At 59.5% G+C, this 22,171-nt stretch carries 23 protein-coding genes and 1 tRNA gene; 6 read left to right on the top strand and 18 right to left on the bottom strand.

What is annotated here, in order from left to right; all coding sequences use genetic code 11:
- Window positions 1-197 precede the first annotated feature (197 nt).
- The 6 genes from gcvH (at window position 198) to J1G18_RS12760 (ending at window position 7,491) form a co-directional block, all read left to right on the top strand.
- Window positions 198-581, top strand: coding sequence for a glycine cleavage system protein GcvH (gene gcvH / locus J1G18_RS12785; RefSeq protein ID WP_027612543.1), 384 nt, complete (start codon window positions 198-200; stop codon window positions 579-581).
- Window positions 582-592: 11 nt separating this feature from the next.
- Window positions 593-3,445 carry an aminomethyl-transferring glycine dehydrogenase gene (gcvP, locus tag J1G18_RS12780; RefSeq protein ID WP_410477711.1) on the top strand — a complete coding sequence of 951 codons (2,853 nt, stop codon included), beginning with the start codon at window positions 593-595 and terminating at the stop codon, window positions 3,443-3,445.
- Window positions 3,446-3,652: 207 nt separating this feature from the next.
- Entirely contained in the window at window positions 3,653-5,029 is a 1,377-nt protein-coding gene (locus J1G18_RS12775) for an L-serine ammonia-lyase (protein ID WP_223007795.1), read from the top strand.
- Window positions 5,030-5,164: 135 nt separating this feature from the next.
- Complete coding sequence (gene gcvT / locus J1G18_RS12770; RefSeq protein WP_223007794.1) at window positions 5,165-6,289, top strand: glycine cleavage system aminomethyltransferase GcvT; 1,125 nt, start codon at window positions 5,165-5,167, stop codon at window positions 6,287-6,289.
- Window positions 6,290-6,692: 403 nt separating this feature from the next.
- Window positions 6,693-6,905, top strand: a complete 213-nt coding sequence (locus J1G18_RS12765) for a cold-shock protein (RefSeq protein WP_007934683.1) — start codon at window positions 6,693-6,695, stop codon at window positions 6,903-6,905.
- A 97-nt stretch (window positions 6,906-7,002) separates the two neighbouring features.
- Window positions 7,003-7,491, top strand: a complete 489-nt coding sequence (locus tag J1G18_RS12760) for an RDD family protein (RefSeq protein WP_115989038.1) — start codon at window positions 7,003-7,005, stop codon at window positions 7,489-7,491.
- 136 nt (window positions 7,492-7,627) lie between these two features.
- Here the strand turns inward: J1G18_RS12760 and nadA are convergent, their stop codons facing one another.
- From nadA to J1G18_RS12670, 18 genes are all read right to left on the bottom strand, one after another.
- Window positions 7,628-8,686 (bottom strand): quinolinate synthase NadA, encoded by a 1,059-nt coding sequence (nadA, locus tag J1G18_RS12755; RefSeq protein ID WP_003227499.1) that lies wholly within the window; start codon window positions 8,684-8,686, stop codon window positions 7,628-7,630.
- A 271-nt stretch (window positions 8,687-8,957) separates the two neighbouring features.
- Window positions 8,958-9,033: transfer RNA gene (locus tag J1G18_RS12750), tRNA-Lys, on the bottom strand.
- A 62-nt stretch (window positions 9,034-9,095) separates the two neighbouring features.
- Complete coding sequence (queC, locus tag J1G18_RS12745) at window positions 9,096-9,788, bottom strand: 7-cyano-7-deazaguanine synthase QueC (RefSeq protein WP_097085949.1); 693 nt, start codon at window positions 9,786-9,788, stop codon at window positions 9,096-9,098.
- Window position 9,789: 1 nt separating this feature from the next.
- Complete coding sequence (gene queE / locus J1G18_RS12740) at window positions 9,790-10,437, bottom strand: 7-carboxy-7-deazaguanine synthase QueE (RefSeq protein ID WP_027612537.1); 648 nt, start codon at window positions 10,435-10,437, stop codon at window positions 9,790-9,792.
- Window positions 10,438-10,603: 166 nt separating this feature from the next.
- The gene (gene ybgF / locus J1G18_RS12735; protein ID WP_097085952.1) at window positions 10,604-11,437 is read right to left on the bottom strand and encodes a tol-pal system protein YbgF; all 834 of its coding nucleotides are present in this window, start codon (window positions 11,435-11,437) and stop codon (window positions 10,604-10,606) included.
- Between the two features lie 6 nt (window positions 11,438-11,443).
- Entirely contained in the window at window positions 11,444-11,941 is a 498-nt protein-coding gene (gene pal / locus J1G18_RS12730; RefSeq protein ID WP_003178634.1) for a peptidoglycan-associated lipoprotein Pal, read from the bottom strand.
- Window positions 11,942-11,993: 52 nt separating this feature from the next.
- Complete coding sequence (gene tolB / locus J1G18_RS12725; protein WP_164747834.1) at window positions 11,994-13,274, bottom strand: Tol-Pal system beta propeller repeat protein TolB; 1,281 nt, start codon at window positions 13,272-13,274, stop codon at window positions 11,994-11,996.
- Window positions 13,275-13,291: 17 nt separating this feature from the next.
- Window positions 13,292-14,368, bottom strand: a complete 1,077-nt coding sequence (gene tolA, locus J1G18_RS12720) for a cell envelope integrity protein TolA (protein WP_097085954.1) — start codon at window positions 14,366-14,368, stop codon at window positions 13,292-13,294.
- On the bottom strand, window positions 14,368-14,820 hold the full coding sequence (gene tolR / locus J1G18_RS12715; RefSeq protein WP_161794900.1) for a protein TolR: 453 nt from the start codon (window positions 14,818-14,820) through the stop codon (window positions 14,368-14,370). The genes tolA and tolR overlap by 1 nt, the downstream gene beginning before the upstream one ends.
- Before the next feature lie 23 nt (window positions 14,821-14,843).
- Window positions 14,844-15,539, bottom strand: coding sequence for a protein TolQ (tolQ, locus tag J1G18_RS12710; protein WP_007912733.1), 696 nt, complete (start codon window positions 15,537-15,539; stop codon window positions 14,844-14,846).
- On the bottom strand, window positions 15,529-15,996 hold the full coding sequence (gene ybgC / locus J1G18_RS12705; protein ID WP_027612533.1) for a tol-pal system-associated acyl-CoA thioesterase: 468 nt from the start codon (window positions 15,994-15,996) through the stop codon (window positions 15,529-15,531). The genes tolQ and ybgC overlap by 11 nt, the downstream gene beginning before the upstream one ends.
- A gap of 127 nt (window positions 15,997-16,123) precedes the next feature.
- Entirely contained in the window at window positions 16,124-17,185 is a 1,062-nt protein-coding gene (gene ruvB, locus J1G18_RS12700; RefSeq protein ID WP_003227521.1) for a Holliday junction branch migration DNA helicase RuvB, read from the bottom strand.
- Entirely contained in the window at window positions 17,186-17,794 is a 609-nt protein-coding gene (gene ruvA / locus J1G18_RS12695) for a Holliday junction branch migration protein RuvA (RefSeq protein ID WP_003227522.1), read from the bottom strand.
- 114 nt (window positions 17,795-17,908) lie between these two features.
- Window positions 17,909-18,436, bottom strand: coding sequence for a crossover junction endodeoxyribonuclease RuvC (gene ruvC, locus J1G18_RS12690; protein WP_007962095.1), 528 nt, complete (start codon window positions 18,434-18,436; stop codon window positions 17,909-17,911).
- A gap of 158 nt (window positions 18,437-18,594) precedes the next feature.
- On the bottom strand, window positions 18,595-19,341 hold the full coding sequence (locus J1G18_RS12685; RefSeq protein WP_007912738.1) for a YebC/PmpR family DNA-binding transcriptional regulator: 747 nt from the start codon (window positions 19,339-19,341) through the stop codon (window positions 18,595-18,597).
- Between the two features lie 127 nt (window positions 19,342-19,468).
- Window positions 19,469-21,244, bottom strand: a complete 1,776-nt coding sequence (gene aspS, locus J1G18_RS12680; protein WP_003227530.1) for an aspartate--tRNA ligase — start codon at window positions 21,242-21,244, stop codon at window positions 19,469-19,471.
- Window positions 21,245-21,344: 100 nt separating this feature from the next.
- On the bottom strand, window positions 21,345-21,566 hold the full coding sequence (locus tag J1G18_RS12675; RefSeq protein WP_003227532.1) for an FmdB family zinc ribbon protein: 222 nt from the start codon (window positions 21,564-21,566) through the stop codon (window positions 21,345-21,347).
- A 133-nt stretch (window positions 21,567-21,699) separates the two neighbouring features.
- Window positions 21,700-22,035 carry a ribbon-helix-helix domain-containing protein gene (locus tag J1G18_RS12670; protein WP_027612532.1) on the bottom strand — a complete coding sequence of 112 codons (336 nt, stop codon included), beginning with the start codon at window positions 22,033-22,035 and terminating at the stop codon, window positions 21,700-21,702.
- Window positions 22,036-22,171: the final 136 nt, after the last annotated feature.

The following is a 22,171-nucleotide window of genomic DNA, read 5'->3' as shown; positions in this document are numbered from 1 at the left end:
TCCCCGCCCCAAGCTGTAGCGATTTCGCTACAGAAGCCTCGCCCCCACCACAACCCGAAACACATAACCATTTGATTTATATAGATAAATACAATCTGGCCGCGTTCTTGCTAAGTAACCGTTCATAAAATCAGGGCTTTCCCGCCCAAGCCCTCCACCGCGTCCACCAGACGAGTCTGGCCCCCTTAGGAGTTTCCATGAGCGAGTTGCGTTTTACTGAAGATCACGAATGGCTGCGCACCGAAGCTGACGGCAGCGTTACTGTCGGCATCACCGCTTTCGCGCAGAACGCTTTGGGCGACGTGGTGTTCGTGCAACTGCCTGAGCTGCAGGCTTACGAAAAAGGCGCTGAAGCCGCCACCGTGGAATCGGTGAAAGCCGCCAGCGGCGTGTACATGCCGCTCGACGGTGAAGTTGTGGAAGTGAACCCGGCACTGGACGGCAGCCCGGAACTGGTCAACGAAGATCCGCTGGGCGAAGGCTGGTTCTTCCGCTTCCAGCCAAGCGACGCCGCCGCTGTCGGCAAACTGCTCGATCAAGACGCCTACGACCGCCTGATCAAAGCCCAAGCCGAAGCCTGAGGAGTAACGACATGACCCAAGTAAACCTCAGCACTGCCAACGAATTCATCGCCCGTCACATCGGCCCGCGCGCCGGTGACGAGCAAGCCATGCTCAACAGCCTCGGCTTCGACTCGCTCGAAGCGCTGAGCGCCAGCGTCATCCCGGAAAGCATCAAGGGCACCAGCGTGCTCGGCCTGGACGACGGCCTGAGCGAAGCCGATGCCCTGGCGATGATCAAATCGATCGCCGGCAAAAACCAACTGTTCAAGACTTACATCGGCCAGGGCTACTACAACTGCCACACGCCGTCGCCGATTCTGCGCAACCTGCTGGAAAACCCGGCCTGGTACACCGCTTACACCCCGTACCAGCCGGAAATTTCCCAGGGCCGTCTCGAAGCGTTGCTGAACTTCCAGACCCTGATCAGCGACCTCACCGGCCTGCCGATCGCCAACGCTTCCCTGCTCGACGAAGCCACCGCCGCTGCCGAAGCCATGACCTTCTGCAAGCGCCTGAGCAAAAACAAAGGCAGCCACCAGTTCTTCGCCTCGATCCACAGCCACCCGCAAACCCTCGACGTGCTGCGCACCCGTGCCGAGCCGCTGGGCATCGACGTGGTGGTTGGCGATGAGCGTGAACTGAGCGACGTCACGCCGTTTTTCGGCGCGCTGCTGCAATACCCGGCGAGCAACGGTGACCTGTTCGACTACCGCGAACTGACCGAGCGCTTCCACGCCGCCAACGCGCTGGTGGCGGTCGCTGCCGACCTGCTGGCCCTGACTTTGCTGACCGCTCCGGGCGAGTTCGGCGCCGACGTCGCTATCGGTTCCGCGCAACGCTTCGGCGTGCCGCTGGGCTTCGGTGGCCCGCACGCGGCCTATTTCTCTACCAAGGATGCGTTCAAGCGCGACATGCCGGGCCGTCTGGTCGGAGTGTCGGTTGACCGCTTCGGCAAACCGGCCCTGCGTCTGGCGATGCAGACCCGCGAGCAACACATCCGCCGCGAGAAGGCCACCTCGAACATCTGCACCGCACAAGTGCTGCTGGCCAACATCGCCAGCATGTACGCCGTGTACCACGGCCCGAAAGGCCTGACCCAGATCGCCAACCGCGTGCATCACCTGACCGCGATTCTGGCCAAGGGCCTGAGCGCACTGGGCCAGACCGTCGAGCAGACAAGCTTCTTCGACACCCTGACCATCGCCACCGGCGCACACACCACCACGCTGCACGACAAGGCACACGCCGCGCAGATCAACCTGCGAGTCATCGATGCCCAGCGTCTGGGCCTGTCGGTGGACGAAACCACCACTCAGGCTGACATCGAAACCCTGTGGGGCCTGTTCGCCGATGGCAAGGCCCTGCCGGACTTCGCTGCGCTGGCCGCGTCGGTGCAAAGCACCATCCCGGCTGCACTGGTACGTCAGTCGCCGATCCTCAGCCACCCGGTGTTCAACCGTTATCACTCGGAAACCGAGCTGATGCGCTACCTGCGCAAACTGGCGGACAAGGACCTGGCACTGGATCGCACCATGATCCCATTGGGCTCGTGCACCATGAAACTCAACGCCGCCAGCGAAATGATCCCGGTGACCTGGGCCGAATTCGGCGCCCTGCACCCGTTCGCTCCGGCCGCACAAAGCGCCGGCTACCAGCAACTGACCGATGAGCTGGAAGCGATGCTCTGCGCCGCCACCGGTTACGACGCGATCTCGCTGCAACCGAACGCCGGTTCGCAAGGTGAGTACGCAGGCCTGCTGGCGATTCGCGCGTACCACCAGAGCCGTGGCGACGAGCGCCGCGACATCTGCCTGATCCCGTCGTCGGCCCACGGCACCAACCCGGCCACCGCCAACATGGCTGGCATGCGCGTGGTGGTGACCGCGTGCGATGCGCGCGGCAACGTCGATATCGAAGACCTGCGCGCCAAAGCCATCGAGCACCGCGAACACCTCGCGGCGCTGATGATCACCTACCCGTCGACCCACGGCGTGTTCGAAGAAGGCATCCGCGAAATCTGCGGAATCATTCATGACAACGGCGGCCAGGTGTACATCGACGGCGCCAACATGAACGCGATGGTCGGCCTCTGCGCACCGGGCAAGTTCGGCGGCGATGTCTCGCACCTGAACCTGCACAAAACCTTCTGCATCCCGCACGGCGGTGGCGGCCCGGGCGTAGGCCCGATCGGCGTCAAGTCGCACCTGACCCCGTTCCTGCCGGGCCACGGCCAGATGCAACGCAAAGAAGGTGCGGTCTGCGCAGCACCGTTCGGCAGCGCAAGCATTCTACCGATCACCTGGATGTACATTCGCATGATGGGCGGCGCCGGTCTGAAGCGTGCTTCGCAACTGGCGATCCTCAATGCCAACTACATTTCCCGTCGCCTCGAAGAGCACTATCCAGTGCTGTACACCGGCAGCAACGGTCTGGTGGCGCACGAATGCATCCTCGACCTGCGTCCACTGAAAGACAGCAGCGGCATCAGCGTCGATGACGTTGCCAAGCGCTTGATCGATTTCGGCTTCCACGCCCCGACCATGTCGTTCCCGGTCGCCGGTACGCTGATGATCGAGCCGACCGAAAGTGAATCCAAGGAAGAACTGGACCGCTTCTGCGACGCCATGATCCGCATCCGCGAAGAAATCCGCGCGGTGGAAAACGGCACGCTGGACAAGGACGACAACCCGCTGAAAAACGCTCCGCACACCGCAGCGGAGCTGGTCGGCGAGTGGACCCACCCGTACAGCCGCGAGCAAGCGGTATACCCGGTGGCGTCGTTGGTCGAAGGCAAATACTGGCCGCCGGTCGGTCGCGTCGACAACGTGTTCGGCGACCGCAACCTGGTCTGCGCCTGCCCGTCGATCGAAAGCTACGCTTAAACGGATGCGGGGCAGGTTTACCTGCCCCGATTTCAGCAAAACCATAGATCCCAATGTGGGAGCGGGCTTGCTCGCGAATGCGGTGTATCAATCGCCATCAATGTTGCCTGACACACCGCATTCGCGAGCAAGCCCGCTCCCACAGGGGATTTGTGTCCAGCCTCGAGCTTGCGCCAATTCCTATAACAAGAAACCGGAGAACCACTCATGTCGTTAAGCGTGTTCGACCTGTTCAAGATTGGCATCGGCCCTTCCAGCTCCCACACCGTCGGCCCGATGCGAGCCGCTGCGCGCTTCGCCGAAGGCCTGCGCCGCGACGACCTGCTGTCGGCAACGACCTCCGTCAAAGTCGAGCTGTACGGCTCGCTTGGCGCCACCGGCAAGGGTCACGGCAGCGACAAAGCCGTGCTGCTCGGCCTTGAGGGCGAACACCCGGACACCGTCGATACCGAAACCGTCGCCGCGCGTCTGCAGGAGATTCGCGGCAATGGCCGGCTGAATCTGCTCGGAGAACACAGCATTGCGTTCAACGAGAAAGAACACCTGGCGATGATCCGCAAGCCGTTGGCCTACCACCCCAACGGCATGATCTTTCGTGCCTTCGATGCTGCCGGTATTCAGATCCGCAGCCGCGAGTACTACTCGGTCGGTGGTGGTTTCGTCGTTGATGAAGATGCGGCCGGTGCCGACCGCATCGTCGAAGACGCGACACCGCTGACCTTCCCGTTCAAAAGTGCCAAGGACTTGCTCGGCCATTGCGCCACCTACGGTCTGTCGATCAGTCAGGTGATGCTGACCAATGAAAGCGCCTGGCGCCCGGAGGCGGAAACCCGCGCCGGTCTGCTGAAAATCTGGCAAGTGATGCAGGACTGCGTTGCCGCTGGCTGTCGCAACGAAGGCATTTTGCCGGGCGGGCTGAAGGTCAAACGCCGGGCGGCAGCGCTGCATCGACAACTGTGCAAGAACCCGGAATCGGCCCTGCGCGATCCGCTGTCGGTGCTGGACTGGGTCAACCTCTACGCCCTCGCCGTCAACGAAGAAAACGCCAACGGTGGTCGTGTAGTCACCGCGCCGACCAACGGCGCGGCCGGGATTATTCCGGCGGTGCTGCATTACTACATACGCTTTATCCCGGGTGCGAACGATGACGGCGTGGCGCGCTTTCTGCTGACCGCCGCCGCGATCGGCATTCTGTACAAGGAAAACGCCTCGATCTCCGGCGCCGAAGTCGGCTGTCAGGGCGAGGTCGGCGTGGCTTGCTCGATGGCCGCCGGCGCGCTGTGTGAAGTGCTTGGCGGCAGCGTGCAGCAAGTCGAGAACGCGGCGGAAATCGGCATGGAACACAACCTCGGCCTGACCTGCGACCCGATTGGCGGGCTGGTGCAGGTGCCGTGCATCGAGCGCAACGCGATGGGTTCGGTGAAGGCCATCAACGCGGTGCGCATGGCCATGCGCGGTGACGGGCAACACTTCGTCTCCCTCGACAAAGTCATCCGCACCATGCGCCAGACCGGCGCCGACATGAAAAGCAAATACAAAGAGACCGCCCGTGGCGGTCTGGCAGTCAACATCATCGAATGCTGATTTATGTCCTCGCCCTTTGGGAGAGGACCGCACTTAGCCCCCTCTCCCTCCGGGAGAGGGCTGGGGTGAGGGACTTTTGATCTTGATCTAAATCTAGCCCCATGCCCCCAAACTCAAACTTTCAAGGAGCCACGCATGTCCACCGAACAACTGTCGAAAACCCCGCTGCACGCTCTGCATATCGAACTCGGCGCCCGCATGGTGCCGTTCGCCGGCTACGACATGCCGGTGCAATACCCGCTGGGCGTGATGAAGGAACACCAACACACCCGTGAACAGGCCGGGCTGTTCGATGTCTCGCACATGGGCCAGATCCGCCTGACCGGCGCCAATGCCGCCAAGGCCCTGGAAACCCTGGTACCGGTGGACATCATCGACCTGCCAGTGGGCATGCAGCGCTATGCGATGTTCACCAACGACAACGGCGGCATCCTCGACGACCTGATGGTCGCCAACCTCGGTAACGACGAGCTGTTCCTGGTGGTCAACGCCGCGTGCAAGGATCAGGATCTGGCGCATCTGCAAAAACACATTGGCGATCAGTGCACCATTACGGAGCTGTTCGAAGCGCGCGCGCTCCTGGCGTTGCAGGGTCCGGCGGCGGTCACCGTGCTGGCGCGCCTGGCCCCTGAAGTCGCAAAAATGACTTTCATGCAGTTCAACCGCGTGCAACTGCTGGGCGTGGATTGCTTCGTCAGCCGTTCGGGCTACACCGGTGAAGACGGTTTCGAAATCTCGGTGCCCGCCGCCGATGCAGAAAAACTCGCCCGCGCCCTGCTGGACGAACCGGAGGTTCAGGCCATCGGCCTCGGCGCCCGCGACTCGCTGCGCCTGGAAGCCGGCCTGTGCCTGTACGGGCACGACATGAACACCGAGACCACGCCGATCGAAGCCAGCCTGTTGTGGGCAATCTCCAAGCCACGCCGTGCCGACGGCGCGCGGGCCGGTGGTTTCCCGGGGGCAGAGACAGTTTTTGCTCAGCAGCAGAATGGCGTCGCGCGCAAACGCGTCGGTCTGCTGCCACAGGAACGTACGCCGGTGCGTGAAGGCGCAGAAATCGTCAACGACGCGGGCGAAATCATCGGCAGCGTGTGCAGCGGCGGCTTCGGCCCGACCCTGGGCGGGCCGTTGGCGATGGGTTACCTCGACAGCGCTTATGTCACCCTGGATACGCCAGTCTGGGCCATCGTTCGTGGGAAAAAGGTGCAAATGCTTGTAAGCAAAATGCCATTTGTTCCACAACGCTACTATCGTGGTTGATTGACTGTTTCTATAAGTAACGCGATTGCGTTATGCGTGCACTAATGTGTAACGCAATCGCCACAAAAAAGTGCATTTTCTAACATTTGATTCGATTATGAACTTTACTTATAACGTTCGAAAACTTTTGAACAAGCTAATCGTCTAAGCCGCACTAGCAGACTGACTAACTGCCAGCAGGGACAGTAAAACCGGGGCCTTCGCGGGGCTTGTTTTTTCTCACGTAGTTGGCGTAGAGTTTGTCCACTGTGTTTGCATGGGTCAGCTTGGAATCGTGACCTGGGCAGTAGCCTACAAGTTAGCTACATCCCGCTCGACGTCTTCTTACTCTCCTGCAACCAGCCCCAGTACTCTTTCATGAGAAAGAGGCTGTCATCAATTTATGCGTCAAAGGAAATAAGAAATGTCCCAACGTCAGAGCGGTACCGTCAAGTGGTTTAACGACGAGAAAGGTTTTGGTTTTATCACTCCAGAAAGCGGTCCGGATCTGTTCGTGCATTTCCGCGCTATTCAGGGCAACGGCTTCAAGAGCCTGAAAGAAGGCCAGAAAGTGACCTTCGTTGCTGTGCAAGGCCAGAAAGGCATGCAGGCTGATGAAGTACAAGCAGAAGGTTAATCTTCTGTAACGAAAAAGCCCCTGATATTGATATCAGGGGCTTTTTTGTGCGCGCGAATCCGTAAAATGGCGCTTCATTTCGTGCCCAGAGGCTGCCATGTCGAAAAACCTGCTCACTCCCCAGGGCGACTTTCCTGCTGTTGGCCTCGGCCGGCGCCTGGCCGCGATGTTCTATGACTTCCTGTTGTGCACTGCCCTGCTGATCGTCACCGGATTCGTCTACAAGTTGATCCAGGCAGCGATCATCGGTGAAGAACGCCTGCGCGTGCTGACCGACGCCGGGAAAATGGATGGCGATCCACTGTATTCCACGGTGCTGCTGCTGGTGCTGTTTGCTTTCTTCGCCAAGTTCTGGACCCACGGCGGGCAGACACTGGGCATGCAGGTGTGGGGCATACGCGTACAGAACGCCGATGGCAGCGCGATCAGCCTGTGGCAGGCGCTGCTGCGCTTCATGGTATCGATCGCTTCGTGGCTGTGCGCAGGGCTTGGATTCTTCTGGTCGCTGTACGACAAGCAGAAGCGCACCTGGCACGACATCTATTCCGATACCCGCGTGGTGCGGATTCCGAAGAAGACCAAATAGTTTCCAGACACCAGATACCAATGTGGGAGCGGGCTTGCTCGCGAAGGCGGTGTATCAGTCACCTTTTGCATCGACTGATACACCGCCTTCGCGAGCAAGCCCGCTCCCACAGGTTTTGCGTGTTGCCTCAACGAGCTTAAGCGTTACCCGCCAGCTTCATCCGCGCCGCCTGGGTGAAATCCAGCATGCGCTTCAACGGACGGATCGCCTGCGGAATCAACGCCGGATCGACAAAGATCTCGTTCGTCCCTTCCTTCAGGCTCTTGAGCGTGCGCTCAAGGGTGTTCATGGCCATCCACGGGCAATGTGCGCAACTGCGGCACGCCGCGCCGTTACCGGCGGTTGGCGCCTCGATGAAGACCTTGTCCGGGCACAGCTGCTGCATCTTGTAGAAGATGCCACGGTCGGTGGCGACGATCAGGGTCTTGTTCGGCAGGCTTTGCGCGGCTGCGATCAACTGACTGGTGGAACCTACTGCGTCCGCCAGTTCGATCACCGAGGTCGGCGACTCCGGATGCACCAGAATCGCGGCGTCCGGATACAGCGCCTTCATGTCTTCGAGCTGCTTGGACTTGAACTCTTCGTGGACGATGCAGGCACCGTCCCACAGCAGCATGTCAGCGCCGGTCTTGCGCTGGATGTAGGTGCCCAGGTGCTTGTCCGGGCCCCAGATGATGGTCTCGCCGTTGTCCATCAGGCTTTCGACGATCTCCAGTGCGCAGCTCGACGTTACCACCCAGTCAGCACGGGCTTTGACCGCGGCCGAGGTGTTGGCGTACACCACCACCGTGCGCTCCGGGTGCTGATCGCAGAACGCCGAGAACTCGTCCACCGGGCAACCGAGGTCCAGCGAGCAGGTCGCGTCCAGGGTCGGCATCAGCACGCGTTTTTCCGGGTTGAGGATCTTCGCGGTCTCGCCCATGAACTTCACGCCGGCGACCACCACGGTCTTGGCCGGGTGAGCGTTGCCGAAGCGCGCCATTTCGAGGGAGTCGGACACACAGCCGCCGGTTTCTTCGGCCAGGGCCTGAATCACCGGATCGCAATAGAAGTGGGCCACCAGCACCGCGTCCTGAGCCTTGAGCTCGGCGGCGATGGCGGAACGGTAGTAGGCCTCTTCCTCGGCAGTCAGCGGTTTGGGCTGTTTGGCATCGAGGTGGGCTTGAACCAGAAGGCGTTCGGAAATCTGCGTCATGTTCGCAAGACCTGCAGGCGCTTTCGCGCGAAAGTCGAGTATACACCCGGCTCCGGACCACTTGAGGGTGCCGCCGGGAGAGTGAGTATTATCAGGCACGGACAGCGTTGAAGCTGCGCAAGGCTACAGAATATCCCGTTGATACAAAAGATGATTCTGACCTGTGTCAGCGCAGGCAACGATCAAGGGAGAGGTGCCTGAATCGCAAGCAAAAAAAAACCCGGAAATCCTCACTTTCGTGGGCCTTCCGGATTTTCTAAACCGCCAAATATGGTGGGTCGTGTGGGATTCGAACCTACGACCAATTGGTTAAAAGCCAACTGCTCTACCAACTGAGCTAACGACCCGCTGTGTGGTGGCGCGTATAATACTGATTTTTAAGGACTATTCAACACCTTTTTGAAAAAAATCAAAAATAAGGTGTTGGATCGCTTACACCGGCCGCTGCGAAGCCTTCTGCACGCAGGCGGCAGCTGTCGCATTTGCCGCACGCGCGGCCTTCATCGTCCGCCTGATAGCAGGAAACGGTCAGGCCGTAATCCACGCCCAGCTTCACGCCCGCCTGGACGATCTGCGCCTTGCTCAGGTTCTGCAGCGGTGCCTGAATGCGGAAACCGTTGCCCTCCACACCCGCCTTGGTCGCCAGGTTGGCCATGCGCTCGAACGACTCGATGAACTCCGGACGGCAATCCGGGTAACCGGAATAGTCCACCGCGTTGACCCCGATAAAGATGTCACGCGCGCCAAGCACTTCAGCCCAGCCCAGCGCCAGCGACAGGAACACCGTGTTGCGCGCCGGTACGTAGGTCACCGGGATGCCCTCGCCCAGCTCTTCCGGGATGTCGATGCTGGTGTCGGTCAGCGCCGAGCCGCCCATGCCGTTCAGGTTCAGGCCGATCACTTTGTGCTCGACCACACCCAGATCGCGAGCGACGCGCGCGGCGGCATGCAGCTCTGCATGGGAGCGCTGGCCGTAATCGAAACTCATGGTGTAGCAGGCGAAACCTTCGGCTCGGGCCATTGCCACGACCGTGGCCGAATCCAGACCGCCCGACAGTAAAATCACTGCACGCTGTTCGGTGGTGTTCAGTTGTTCAGTCATCTCAGCGCCCCGGCTCGTCATTCCAAAGATACTTGTGCAGCTGCAATTGCAGACGCACCGGCAGGTTGTCTGCCACCACCCAGTCCGCCAGATCCCTGGCATTGAGGTCATGATGACTTGGGGAAAACAGCACTTCACCCGCACGTTGATCGAGACCGTACTGGATCAGTTTGGAAACCGCCCAGTCATAGTCGTCCCGCGAACAGATGACAAACTTCACCTGATCGTTGGGCGTCAACAGTTCGATGTTTTCGTAGCGGTTGCGGTGCGCCTCTTTGGAATCCGGTGTCTTCAAGTCGACCACGCGACTGACGCGCGAATCTACCGCCGAGATATCGAGTGCACCACTGGTTTCCAGTGACACTTCGTAACCAGCATCACACAATTGCTTGAGCAACGGGATGGCATTGGGCTGCGCCAGCGGTTCACCGCCAGTCACACAGACGTAGCGCGGGCGAAACCCGGCCACTTGTTCGAGGATATCGTCGAGGGTGCGGATCGTACCGCCGCTGAACGCATAGGCGCTGTCGCAGTATTGGCAACGCAATGGGCAACCGGTCAGGCGCACAAAAACCGTGGGCAGCCCGGCAGTCCGCGTTTCCCCCTGCAACGAGTAGAAAACTTCGGTAATTCTCAATGTGTCTTGCATAGTCGCCACGGGCGTAACAGCTAAACAGGCTGTCCGCCTCCGTCAGGCACTTCAGACAACCCCGCCAACGCGTAGATCACCAGAAGCGTGTTTCAGAAAAAGGGCGTGAATTCTAACGAAAAAACCCGCGACAAGCGCGGGTTTCTTCCAAACGGGTCAAACACACTTACATGCGTTGCAGATCGCGTTGGGCCAACTGAGCAGCGGAGGTCCCCGGGTATTGGGAAACCACCTGTTGCAGAATGCCTTTGACCTTGTCGGTGTGACCGAGGCGGCGCTCTACATCAGCCAGCTTGTACAGCGAATCCGGCACTTTGGCGTGCTTGGGATAGAGCTGCGACACCTTGGCAAAAGCCTGACCTGCACCTTGCAGATCGCCCTTGGCCAGGTTCACTTCGCCCAACCAGTACTGGGCATTGCCCGCGTATTGGCTGTTCGGGTATTTGCGCAGGAATGCCGAGAAAGCCTGGCTGGCCTTGTCGAAATCCTTGGCTTTGATCAGGTCGAAAGCGGCATCGTAATACAGCTTTTCCTTGGCCGGATCACCCGGTTCGCTACTTGCAGCAGGTGCCTGGGCAGCAGCCCCGGCGCCAGCGGCAGCACCGGCAGCAGCACTTGCATCGCCACCGGCAGAAGAATTCTCAGGAGTCGCGGCAGGTGCAACACCGGATCCTATGCGCCGATCAAGATCCTGGTATCGCTCCAGGGATTCCTGTTTCATGCGCGCAACCTGATTCTGCAGTTCTTCGATCACACCTTGCTGGCGCGATATCTGATCCTGCATCTGTTGCAGTTGGTTGAACAGCATGCCCTGTGCCGAGGCAGGGGCCGAAGCCGCTCCCCCGGCATAGGCGCCGTTCGTACCGTAACCCGCAGGCGGATAACTGCTCCCGCTATTGTTATAACCGGAGTTGTCATCGACCACAGGAACCGCAGCCCACGCCGCAAGCGGCGCGAGGCTGAGAGCCAGAACAGTTACAGCACGACGGCACGTTCGCATATCGAATTACTTACGCAGTTCGACGCGACGGTTTTGAGCCCAGGACTGCTCGTCGTTGCCGGTAGCAACTGGACGCTCTTCGCCGTAGGAAACCAGTTCCAGCTGAGCTGGGGAAACACCTTGCAGTACCAGGTAGCGCTGAACGGCTTTCGCACGACGCTCGCCCAGTGCCATGTTGTACTCACGAGTACCACGTTCGTCGGTGTTGCCTTCCAGAACAACGCGAGCGCCGTTTGCTTTCAGGTCTTTGGCGTGAACGTCCAGAGCGCGCATGGCTTCTGGCTTCAGGTCCGAGCTGTCGTATTCGAAGTAGAAGGTGGTGATTGCGCGCAGAGCAGCTTCTTCGCTCAGGGAACCGTCAACGGCACCAGTGTTTGCGCCGTAACCAGCGTTTGGATCAACAGCGCCTTCACCGGCGTTGTCGCCGCCTTTGGACGAGCAACCTACAGCTACAGCCATGGCCAGAGCCAGCGCAGCAAATTTACCAAACTTCAGCATTTCCATCGTGAAACTCCTAATGAACCCCAGTGTGTTAAGTAAAACGTAAAGCGCCGCGTCAGTTCAGGTAAGGGGACCAGGACGGTTCTCTGACTTCGCCTTGTGCGGTAGGAAGCGGGAGCCTCACGCGTCCATTAATGGACACGAGCATCAAGACTCCCCGGCCCTGCTGGCGGGTGGCGTAGATTACCATGGTGCCGTTGGGCGCAACAGTAGGTGACTCGTCCAGAGTGCTATCAGTGAGGATCTTTACACTACCTCGCTGCAAATCCTGGGCCGCCACCTTGAAATTGGTGAAACCATCCTGGCGATGGATCATCACCAGCGTCTTTTCATCAGCCGACAGCTTCGGGTTGGCGTTGTAGTTGCCAATGAAGGTCACACGCTCGGCACCACCGCCGCTGGCGCTGGTTTTGTAGATCTGCGGCTTGCCGCCACGGTCCGAGGTGAAGTAGATGGTCGAACCATCCTTGCCCCAGTACGGTTCGGTGTTGATGCCAGGGCCTGCCGTCACGCGAGTGATCTGACGCGAACCCAAGTTCATCACATAGATATCCGGGTTGCCGTCTTTCGACAGTACGAAAGCCAGGCGATTGCCATCTGGCGACCAGGCTGGTGCGCCGTTCAGGCCTTCGAAGTTGGTGATCTGCTCACGGCGACCGGTGTCGATGTTCTGCATGAAGATCCGTGGACGCTTCTGCTCGAACGACACGTAGGCGATGCGCTTGCCATCCGGTGCGAAACGTGGCGACAGGATCGGCTCGCGCGATTGCAGCAGAGTTACCGCACGGGCACCGTCGTAGTCCGAACGCTGCAGGGTGTAGCGAGTGTTCTTCTCGGAGAAACGCTCGGCTGTCACGTACAGCAGACGGGTCGAAAACGCACCTTTGATACCGGTGAGTTTTTCGAACGACTGGTCAGAGATGAAGTGCGCCATGTCACGCAGTTGCTCGGTGGTACCTGAGACACTGCCGTCAGCCACTTTCTGCTCGGTGGCCACGTTGAACAGTGCCCACTGCACCTGCAGACGACCGCCTGCTGGAGCAATGCTGCCGACCATCATGTATTGAGCACCCACCGCCTTCCAGTCACGGAAGATGATTTCGCTCGGCTGGCTTGGCTGGCTGATCATGTTTTGCTTTGGAATCGGCGAGTAGTAGCCCGAGTTCCGCAAATCGTTACCAATGATTTCGGCCATGTCGTCCGGCAGAACGGCACCGCCCTGCATGCCGAACGGTACGACGGCGATCGGGGTGGCCCGATCGCTGCCGCTGGTGACCAGAATGTTCTTTTCATCAGCCATCGCGATCCCTGCCATGCAGCAGATCACGACCAGCATTCCTCGAAGAAGGTTTCTCACAAGGCTAGATCCTCAGGTGTGAATGTCATCTTGAATGAACGATACGGAGCGAAATCGCTCGGCTTCATTCCCTGCATTTCTGTCAAACGTCCAATATTCTTCACTGCCGCAACTGCCGACGCATCGAACGGACCATCGCCACTGGACTTGGCCACACTGACCGAAGTCACCGTACCGTCCGGCAACATGCCGATTTGCAGCACGACCGTCATGCCTTTGCGTGCCGAAGGCGGACGCGCCCAACCTTCCGCTGCTCGCGCACGAATCAGGTCATCGAAACTGCCCGCGACTTCGTCACCCTGTTCATCGGCCAAGGCCTGCTGACGCTGTGGCGTGTCGGAAAGCAAATCTGCCAGGGCCTGAGCCTTTTTCTCTTCAGCGGATTTACGTGCCGCCTCCTGCGATTTCTTCTTCGCAGCATCGGCAGCAGCTTTCTTCTTCGCTTCGTCGGCGACTTTCTTCTTCGCCTCTTCAGCTTCAGCTTTCTTCTTGGCGTCTTCGGCGGCTTTCTTCTTCGCGTCTTCGACGATCTTCTTCTTGGCTTCTTCAGCGGCCGCTTTCTTGGCCTCTTCTTCAGCCGCCTTCTTGGCTTCTTCTTCGGCTTTCTTCTTGGCTATATCAGCCAATTGTTTCTCTTCTGCCTTCTTGGCCTCGGCTTTCTTCGCATCGTCGGCTTTCTTGGCTTCATCAGCCTTTTTCGCCTCGTCCGCTTTCTTCGCCTGATCGGCCTTCTTGGCTTCCTCGGCCTTTTGAGCCGCTTCTTCTTTCTTTTGTTCCGCAGCCTTCACCGCTTCCTGCTCGACCTTTTTCTGTTCCATCTGCTCGACTTCGGTCTGGCGCGCGGCGGATTTCTTCGCCTCACCCGCAATCTTCTGATTGGTCTGGGTGGTTGCCTGACTTTTCGATTTCAGTTGGTACAGGGTCGCCTGGACAATCGGCTTGGCCGGCGGCAACTCGGGTGTAAAGGCGAAACTGACGAACAGCATGCCGAACACCAGCACGTGCAGGACAATCGCCAGAACACTAGGCCAGAAGTAGCTTTCCGAGGCGGACGGCTCTCGCTGTTGCTGCATCAGGGGGCCTCGGTAATCAAACCAACATTACCGACCCCGGCTTTCTGCAACCCGCCCATGGCACCCATCACGGCGCCGTAGTCGACCGACTTGTCGCCACGGATAAAGACCTGGGTACGCTTGCCACCTTCGGTGCCGGCACGAATGATCTTGGTCACCGCGTCAGTCATCTGCGGCAGCGTCATTGCCCTGTCCTGCTGCTTTTCAGTATCGACTTCGCTGCCAAGGTTCCAGTAGTAGGTCTTGTCAGCCTTGATCGAAATGGTCAGCACCTGAGTGTTGTTGTCCTGCGGCAAGGCTTCGCTGGAAACCTTGGGCAGATCCACTTTCACGCCCTGATTGAGCATCGGCGCGGTCACCATGAAGATAACCAGCAGCACCAGCATCACGTCGATGTATGGCACCACGTTCATCTCGGCGACCGGCTTGCGCTTGTTTCGGGCTCGAGCGATTAAAGCCATCGGGAAATACCTGCTTATTCTTCGCTGGTGTGCACTTTGCGGTGCAGGATCGCCTGGAACTCATCGGCGAAGGTGTAGTAGCGGCTCAGCAAGGTTTCGCTGCGGGCAGAGAAACGGTTGTAAGCGATAACGGCCGGGATCGCGGCGAACAGGCCGATCGCGGTGGCGATCAGGGCTTCGGCGATGCCTGGGGCCACAGTGGCCAGGGTCGCTTGCTGGGCGCTGGCCAGACCGCGGAAGGAGTTCATGATGCCCCACACGGTACCGAACAGACCGATGTACGGGCTGACCGAACCAACGGTGGCGAGAAACGGCAGGCTCTGCTCCAGCTTCTCTTCTTCGCGGGAGATGGCAACGCGCATGGCACGGGCCACACCTTCCATCACCGCTTCGGGATCGACGCCTGGCTGCTGACGCAGACGGGAGAACTCCTTGAAACCGGCACGGAAGATCTGCTCCACACCCGAATCCGGATCCGGGTTGCTGCCGGCCTGACGGTACAGCTTGGACAGATCGATACCCGACCAGAAGCGCTCTTCGAAGCTCTCCAGGGCGCGTCGACCGGCGCGCAACAGATTGCTGCGCTGAAAGATCATGATCCATGAGGTCACCGATGCGGCCACCAGGGTCAACATTACCAACTGCACCACGATGCTGGCATTGCTGACCAGGCTCCACATGGAGGAATGGTCGACGACGTTAGCTTCCACGCTTTATCTCCTGCTTTGAGTGTGTACCCGTGCCGCCCGCGTCGGCAAAGGCCGCACGCAAGGATTCGGGCATGGCCCGGGGTTTCAAACTGTCGGTGCGCACGCAGGCCACCAGAAACTGCCCTTCACAGAGCAGCACATTATCCGTGGCCCGCCTGACCTGCTGTTTGAAGCGCAGGCTGGCACGGTTCAATTCGATTACATCAGCGCTTACCAGCAGTTCGTCGTCCAGTCGCGCCGGCGCGTGGTAGCGCGCTTCGCTGGAATGCACGACAAACAACAGGTCCTCCCCGGCCAGTTCCGACTGGGCAAAGCCCAGCGTCCGGAGCCGCTCGGTTCGAGCCCGTTCCATAAACTTGAGGTAATTAACGTAATACACGATGCCGCCCGCATCGGTGTCCTCGTAATAAACGCGACAACGATGTGCGAACGGCTCAAGCCCGTTTTGCGCGCGCATACTCTAGTGCTTACTCCTCGGGTTGCCAATCCGGCCAGGCAACTGTTTTTTCAGTGTTTAAGGCTTTACCGCAAAAGTACCGTCCTGTGACAGTACAAACGCTGAATAAATCGCCAATAAATGTGTATCAATCGTCCAAGGCATCGAGAAACTCGTCTGCCACGGGCATTTCACCCATTCGTGACGGAATGTTTAAACCGAAATGCAGGTACGCATGCCGTGTCACCACCCTGCCCCGTGGCGTACGCATGATGTAACCCTGTTGAATCAGGTACGGCTCCAGCACATCTTCGATGGTATGGCGCTCTTCACTGATCGCCGCCGCCAGACTGTCGATACCCACCGGGCCGCCATCGAACTTCTCGATCATGGTCAGCAGCAGGCGCCGGTCCTGATGGTCGAAACCGTGTTCATCGACGTCCAGCAGGTTCAACGCCAGATCGGCCACCGACTTGGTGATATGGCCCTTGGCGCGCACTTCGGCAAAATCGCGCACCCGACGCAGCAGACGATTGGCGATTCGCGGCGTACCACGGGCACGACGAGCGATTTCGAAAGAACCCTCCGGATCCAGTGGCAGACCGAGAATCGCCGCAGACCGACTGACAATCGTTGCCAGATCAGCTGTGCTGTAGAACTCAAGACGCTGGACGATACCGAAGCGGTCACGCAACGGGTTAGTCAGCATGCCGGCACGAGTAGTAGCGCCCACCAGCGTGAACGGTGGCAGATCCAGCTTGATCGAGCGCGCCGCCGGCCCTTCGCCGATCATGATGTCGAGCTGGAAGTCTTCCATCGCCGGGTACAGCACTTCTTCGACAATTGGCGACAGGCGATGGATTTCGTCGATGAACAGCACGTCGTGCGGTTCCAGATTGGTCAGCAGTGCCGCCAAATCTCCCGGACGCTCAAGCACCGGACCGGACGTGCTCTTGATCGACACGCCCATTTCCTGGGCAATGATGTTGGCCAGCGTGGTTTTACCCAGACCCGGCGGGCCGAAGATCAGCGTGTGATCCAGTGACTCACTGCGACCCCGCGCCGCCTGGATGAACAGTTCCATCTGCTCGCGCACGGTCGGCTGGCCAATATAGTCGGCCAGACTGACCGGGCGAATGGCCCGATCCTGGACTTCTTCGCGCTCGCGCGGGCTGTGCGCGGCGGCGATCAGACGATCAGCTTCAATCACTTAAATCATTCCCTTCAGGGCACGGCGGATCAGGTCTTCACTGCTCAAATTCTTGTCCTTGATGGCGGTAATCGCCTTGCTCGCTTCCTGCGGCTTGTAGCCCAGGGAAATCAGCGCACTGACCGCATCGTTTTCAGCGGTGTTGACCGGCGCCGGGCCGTCCGGCTGGTTCGGCACCAGAGCGAACATGGCCGGCGAGGTTTCCCAGGCCTTGAAGCGATCCTTCAGTTCGACCAGCAGGCGCTCAGCGGTTTTCTTGCCGACCCCCGGGACCTTGGTCAGCGCCGAAGTGTCCTGGGATTGCACGCAGCGGATCAGTTCATCGACTTCAAGGCTCGACATCAAGGCCAGGGCCAGTTTCGGCCCGACACCATTGAGACGGATCAACTCGCGAAAAAAGTCTCGCTCACGCTTGCCGGCGAAACCATAGAGTAACTGCGCGTCTTCGCGTACGACCAAATGGGTGTGCAGCGTCAGCGGTTCACCGACCGACGGCAGACGATAAAGGGTGGTCATGGGCACTTCCAGCTCATACCCGAGGCCGTTTACATCCAGAATCAGGTGCGGCGGCTGTTTCTCAGCCAGGGTGCCGCGCAAGCGTCCAATCACGTTTCAGATCCTTGAGCGTTGGCCAGCCGTGGGCTGGCGACAGATGGAAGGCGGGAATCGGGCCGACGACCCAGGCGCGAAATCCGCATTCCGCAAAAATGATTGCTGATGCTATCAGAGACGCAGGCGCCCGCCACGACTGCGTGCGGTACCCAGGCCATGCGGCAGCAGGCTGGAACGGGTGTGCGCATGACAAATCGCGATGGCCAGCGCATCCGAGGCATCGATCTGCGGTTTGCTGGTCAGCTTGAGCATGTGCATGACCATCATCTGCACCTGTTCTTTATTGGCGGCGCCGGTGCCGACCACAGCTTGCTTGACCTGGGTGGCGGTGTACTCGGCAATCTCCAGGCACTCTTCAGCGCCAGCCACAATCGCCGCGCCACGAGCCTGCCCAAGTTTGAGCGCCGAGTCGGCGTTTTTCGCCATGAACACTTTTTCGATGCCCATGGTCACCGGGCCATAGGTCTGAATGATTTCACGCACGCCGCGATAAACGATTTGCAGCCGCTCATGCAGCTCGCCGGCGCCGGTACGGATGCAGCCCGAGGCCACATAGATGCAGCCGCCGCGTCCGGTATCGCGAACAATCCCGTAACCGGTGATGCGCGAGCCGGGGTCGATACCCAGAATTAAAGTCATAACGCCTGCGGAGTCGGTAAAAACAAGAAATTCAAAACAGCGAATAACCAATGTGGGAGCGGGCTTGCTCGCGAAGGCGGTGTGTCATTCAGCATTGATGCTTGCTGATACGCCGCCTTCGCGAGCAAGCCCGCTCCCACATTGAAGCCTAGTCGCTCTTAACCGAGCTGAGCGGCCACGTCTTCCGGAATGTCCGCGTTGGAGTAGACGTTCTGCACGTCATCCAGATCCTCGAGCATGTCGATCAGCTTGAGCACCTTCTCCGCGCCTTCAAGATCCAGTTCGGCGCTGGTGGTCGGCTGCATGACGATTTCTGCGTCGTCCCCCTTGAACCCGGCCGCTTCCAACGCGTTACGCACCGCGTAGAAGCTGGTGAACGAAGTGAACACATCGATCGAGCCGTCTTCATGGCTGACCACGTCGTCGGCATCGGCTTCCAGCGCCGCCTCGGTCAGGGCGTCTTCGTCAACGCCCGGGGCGAAGCTGATCTGCCCTTTGCGTTCGAACAGGTAGGCTACCGAACCGTCGGTGCCAAGGTTGCCGCCACATTTGCTGAACGCATGACGCACGGCAGCTGCGGTACGGTTGCGGTTGTCGGTCATGCACTCGACCATCACCGCCACGCCGCCCGGGCCGTAACCTTCATAGGTCAGCTCTTCAACGTTGTCCGCTTCGGTCGCACCGGCGCCACGCGCAACGGCGCGGTCGATGATATCGCGGCTCATGTTCGCACTGAGGGCCTTGTCCAGGGCCAGGCGCAGACGCGGGTTGGAACCCGGGTCGCCGCCGCCCTGACGGGCCGCAACGGTCAGCTCACGGATCCACTTGGTGAAGATCTTGCCTCTCTTGGCATCCTGACGTTCTTTGCGGTGCTTGATGTTCGCCCACTTGGAATGACCTGCCATAACTCGCTCCGAATTCTCTTGAAACGTTGCCCGCCCTGCTCACGCAGTGGCCAGCCAACAAAAAATCTCGACCTGCTCTCTATAGAAAGAAAAAAGGCGCATCCGAAGATGCGCCTTCAGGCCCGTCTTACTCAGCCTTTGGCGTTTCGCGCAAACGAATGTGCAGCTCGCGCAGCGCCTTGGCATCCACCACACCCGGCGCTTGCGTCATGACGTCCGCAGCACTCTGGGTTTTCGGGAAAGCGATCACTTCACGGATCGACTGGGCGCCGGTCATCAGCATCACCAGACGGTCCAGACCGAAGGCCAGACCACCGTGCGGCGGCGCACCGTACTTCAGCGCGTCGAGCAGGAAGCCGAATTTCTCTTCCTGTTCCGCCTCATTGATACCCAGCAGACGGAACACCGCTTGTTGCATTTCCTTGCGATGGATACGGATCGAACCGCCACCCAGCTCGGTGCCGTTGAGCACCATGTCGTAGGCGCGGGACAGAGCGCCGGCCGGATTGGCTTCCAGCTCTTCTGGGGAGCACTTCGGCGCGGTGAACGGGTGGTGCAGCGCCGAGAAGCTGCCGTCGTCGTTTTCTTCGAACATCGGGAAGTCGACGACCCACATTGGCGCCCACTTGCAGGTCAGCAGGTCGAGGTCGTGACCGAGCTTGATACGCAGCGCGCCCAGGGCTTCGCTGACGATCTTGGCCTTGTCGGCACCGAAGAACACGATGTCGCCGTCAACCGCACCGACGCGATCGAGGATCACGTTCAGGTTGGCTTCAGGGATGTTTTTCACGATCGGCGATTGCAGACCTTCAACACCGGCAGCGCGCTCGTTGACCTTGATGTACGCCAGGCCCTTGGCACCGTAGATGCCGACGAACTTGGTGTAGTCGTCGATCTGCTTGCGCGGCATGCTCGCCCCGCCTGGAACGCGCAGTGCAGCGATACGGCATTTCGGATCGTTGGCCGGGCCGCTGAACACCTTGAATTCGACTTCTTTGAGTTGATCGGCAACGTCGACCAGTTCCAGCGGGTTACGCAGGTCCGGCTTGTCGGAACCGTAACGACGCATGGCTTCTTCAAAGGTCATGTGCGGGAATTCGCCGAATTCCAGATCCAGCACTTCCTTGAACAGGTTGCGGATCATGCCTTCGGTCAGGCCCATGATGTCTTTTTCGTCGAGGAAGCTGGTCTCGATGTCGATCTGAGTGAACTCAGGCTGACGGTCGGCACGCAGGTCTTCGTCGCGGAAGCATTTGGCGATCTGGTAGTAACGGTCGAAACCGGCAACCATCAGCAGTTGCTTGAACAGCTGAGGCGATTGCGGCAGCGCGAAGAACGAACCGGCGTGAGTACGGCTCGGCACCAGGTAGTCGCGGGCGCCTTCCGGAGTCGCACGGGTCAGAATCGGCGTTTCCACGTCGAGGAAACCGTTCTCGTCGAGGAAGCGACGGATGCTGGTGGTCATGCGCGAACGCAGACGCAGCTTCTCGGCCATTTCCGGACGACGCAGGTCCAGGAAGCGGTAGCGCAGGCGGGTTTCTTCGCCGACGTCGGAGTATTCGTTGAGCGGGAACGGCGGGGTTTCCGACTCGTTCAGCACTTCCAGCTCGTAGCCCAACACTTCGATCATGCCCGACGCCATGTTGGCGTTGGTCGCACCGGCCGGACGCAGACGCACCTTACCGGTGATCTTCACGACGTATTCGCTGCGCACGCGATCGGCGGCGGCGAAGCTCTCGGCGCGATCCGGATCGAACACCACCTGAGCCAGACCATCACGATCACGGATATCGAGGAAAATCACCCCGCCGTGGTCGCGACGACGGTGAACCCATCCGCAAAGGGTAATTTCCTGGCCTTCCAGGCTTTCGTTCAGTTGGCCGCAATAATGGCTGCGCATCATGGTAGTGGTTTCGCTTCTCGTAATTCGAAATTCGGTGGAGATCCCGTCGCACTCAAGCACTGCAGAATCTCACGCGTGTCGTTCGACCTGGGCCTGAACCCTAGTCAGATTTGTCGCCACCGGCCAGATTCTTCTTGGCTCCGGTCTTGAAATCGGTTTCGTACCAACCGCTGCCGCTGAGGCGAAAACCCGGCATGGACAGCTGTTTCTTGAGCTCTGGCGCCTGACAGGCAGGGCAGTCGACCAGCGGTGCCTCGCTGATCTTTTGAATGGCTTCCAACTGATGACCACAGGAAGCACATTGATAATCGTACATCGGCATGGGGGTGTCTCGGCGATCAGATTGCCACCGCGCGCAGGGCTTTGCGGCGAAAGAGCGGGATTATATCCATTAAATGCGGGCTGTGCAGCCGTAAGACTGCACAGCCCGCCACGTCATTTCAAGTATTGCCCGTTCAGGGCATGACGGCTGCCGGGGTATCGCGCAGGCCATTCATCACGCACACCACCCGTACCAGACCACTGAAGTTTTTCACCCCGCCGTGGCGCAGGTGCACTTCGCGGTCCACATGTGACAGCAGCGTGCTGACCGAACAGCCGTTGTGCCCGGCCATGTCACCAAGAATGTTCCAGTAAACCTGCTCGAGCCTCAAGCAAGTGGCAAAGCCGTTCAAACGCACTGATCTGGCCAGCGGCCGGATCAGCTCAAAATCGAAATCGCTGACAAACGGATCGACCTTCATTTCCCGTTGCGAACCGACGTGCTCGCATCGCCTGTCTCCACCTACCATATCGCTGACACTCCTTTGTCATCGCTGCTTTTATAAAGACAACATCCTGTGCCTTCATAAAAACGCAGACGCAAAGTCAGCGCCAGATGACTAGTTGCCCAGCAGCGTAGGATAAGCCGACATGTTCAGTAAGATT

The organism is Pseudomonas sp. MIS38 (assembly GCF_019891575.1).
Classification (GTDB): domain Bacteria; phylum Pseudomonadota; class Gammaproteobacteria; order Pseudomonadales; family Pseudomonadaceae; genus Aquipseudomonas; species Aquipseudomonas putida_A.
This window is presented reverse-complemented; position numbering and strand designations above follow the sequence as displayed.

Bases quoted from the DNA above. Each gene is read 5' to 3' on its own strand.
- queE (WP_027612537.1), bottom strand. From the start codon at position 10,437: ATGCAAGACACATTGAGAATTACCGAAGTTTTCTACTCGTTGCAGGGG.
- gcvT (WP_223007794.1), top strand. From the start codon at position 5,165: ATGTCCACCGAACAACTGTCGAAAACCCCGCTGCACGCTCTGCATATC.
- tolA (WP_097085954.1), bottom strand. From the start codon at position 14,368: ATGCAGCAACAGCGAGAGCCGTCCGCCTCGGAAAGCTACTTCTGGCCT.
- ruvC (WP_007962095.1), bottom strand. From the start codon at position 18,436: ATGACTTTAATTCTGGGTATCGACCCCGGCTCGCGCATCACCGGTTAC.
- gcvP (WP_410477711.1), top strand. From the start codon at position 593: ATGACCCAAGTAAACCTCAGCACTGCCAACGAATTCATCGCCCGTCAC.
- tolB (WP_164747834.1), bottom strand. From the start codon at position 13,274: ATGCTGGTCGTGATCTGCTGCATGGCAGGGATCGCGATGGCTGATGAA.
- ybgF (WP_097085952.1), bottom strand. From the start codon at position 11,437: ATGCGAACGTGCCGTCGTGCTGTAACTGTTCTGGCTCTCAGCCTCGCG.
- gcvH (WP_027612543.1), top strand. From the start codon at position 198: ATGAGCGAGTTGCGTTTTACTGAAGATCACGAATGGCTGCGCACCGAA.
- J1G18_RS12775 (WP_223007795.1), top strand. From the start codon at position 3,653: ATGTCGTTAAGCGTGTTCGACCTGTTCAAGATTGGCATCGGCCCTTCC.
- J1G18_RS12765 (WP_007934683.1), top strand. From the start codon at position 6,693: ATGTCCCAACGTCAGAGCGGTACCGTCAAGTGGTTTAACGACGAGAAA.
- J1G18_RS12760 (WP_115989038.1), top strand. From the start codon at position 7,003: ATGTCGAAAAACCTGCTCACTCCCCAGGGCGACTTTCCTGCTGTTGGC.
- ybgC (WP_027612533.1), bottom strand. From the start codon at position 15,996: ATGCGCGCGCAAAACGGGCTTGAGCCGTTCGCACATCGTTGTCGCGTT.
- J1G18_RS12685 (WP_007912738.1), bottom strand. From the start codon at position 19,341: ATGGCAGGTCATTCCAAGTGGGCGAACATCAAGCACCGCAAAGAACGT.
- J1G18_RS12670 (WP_027612532.1), bottom strand. From the start codon at position 22,035: ATGGTAGGTGGAGACAGGCGATGCGAGCACGTCGGTTCGCAACGGGAA.
- pal (WP_003178634.1), bottom strand. From the start codon at position 11,941: ATGGAAATGCTGAAGTTTGGTAAATTTGCTGCGCTGGCTCTGGCCATG.
- aspS (WP_003227530.1), bottom strand. From the start codon at position 21,244: ATGATGCGCAGCCATTATTGCGGCCAACTGAACGAAAGCCTGGAAGGC.
- nadA (WP_003227499.1), bottom strand. From the start codon at position 8,686: ATGACGCAGATTTCCGAACGCCTTCTGGTTCAAGCCCACCTCGATGCC.
- J1G18_RS12675 (WP_003227532.1), bottom strand. From the start codon at position 21,566: ATGCCGATGTACGATTATCAATGTGCTTCCTGTGGTCATCAGTTGGAA.
- queC (WP_097085949.1), bottom strand. From the start codon at position 9,788: ATGACTGAACAACTGAACACCACCGAACAGCGTGCAGTGATTTTACTG.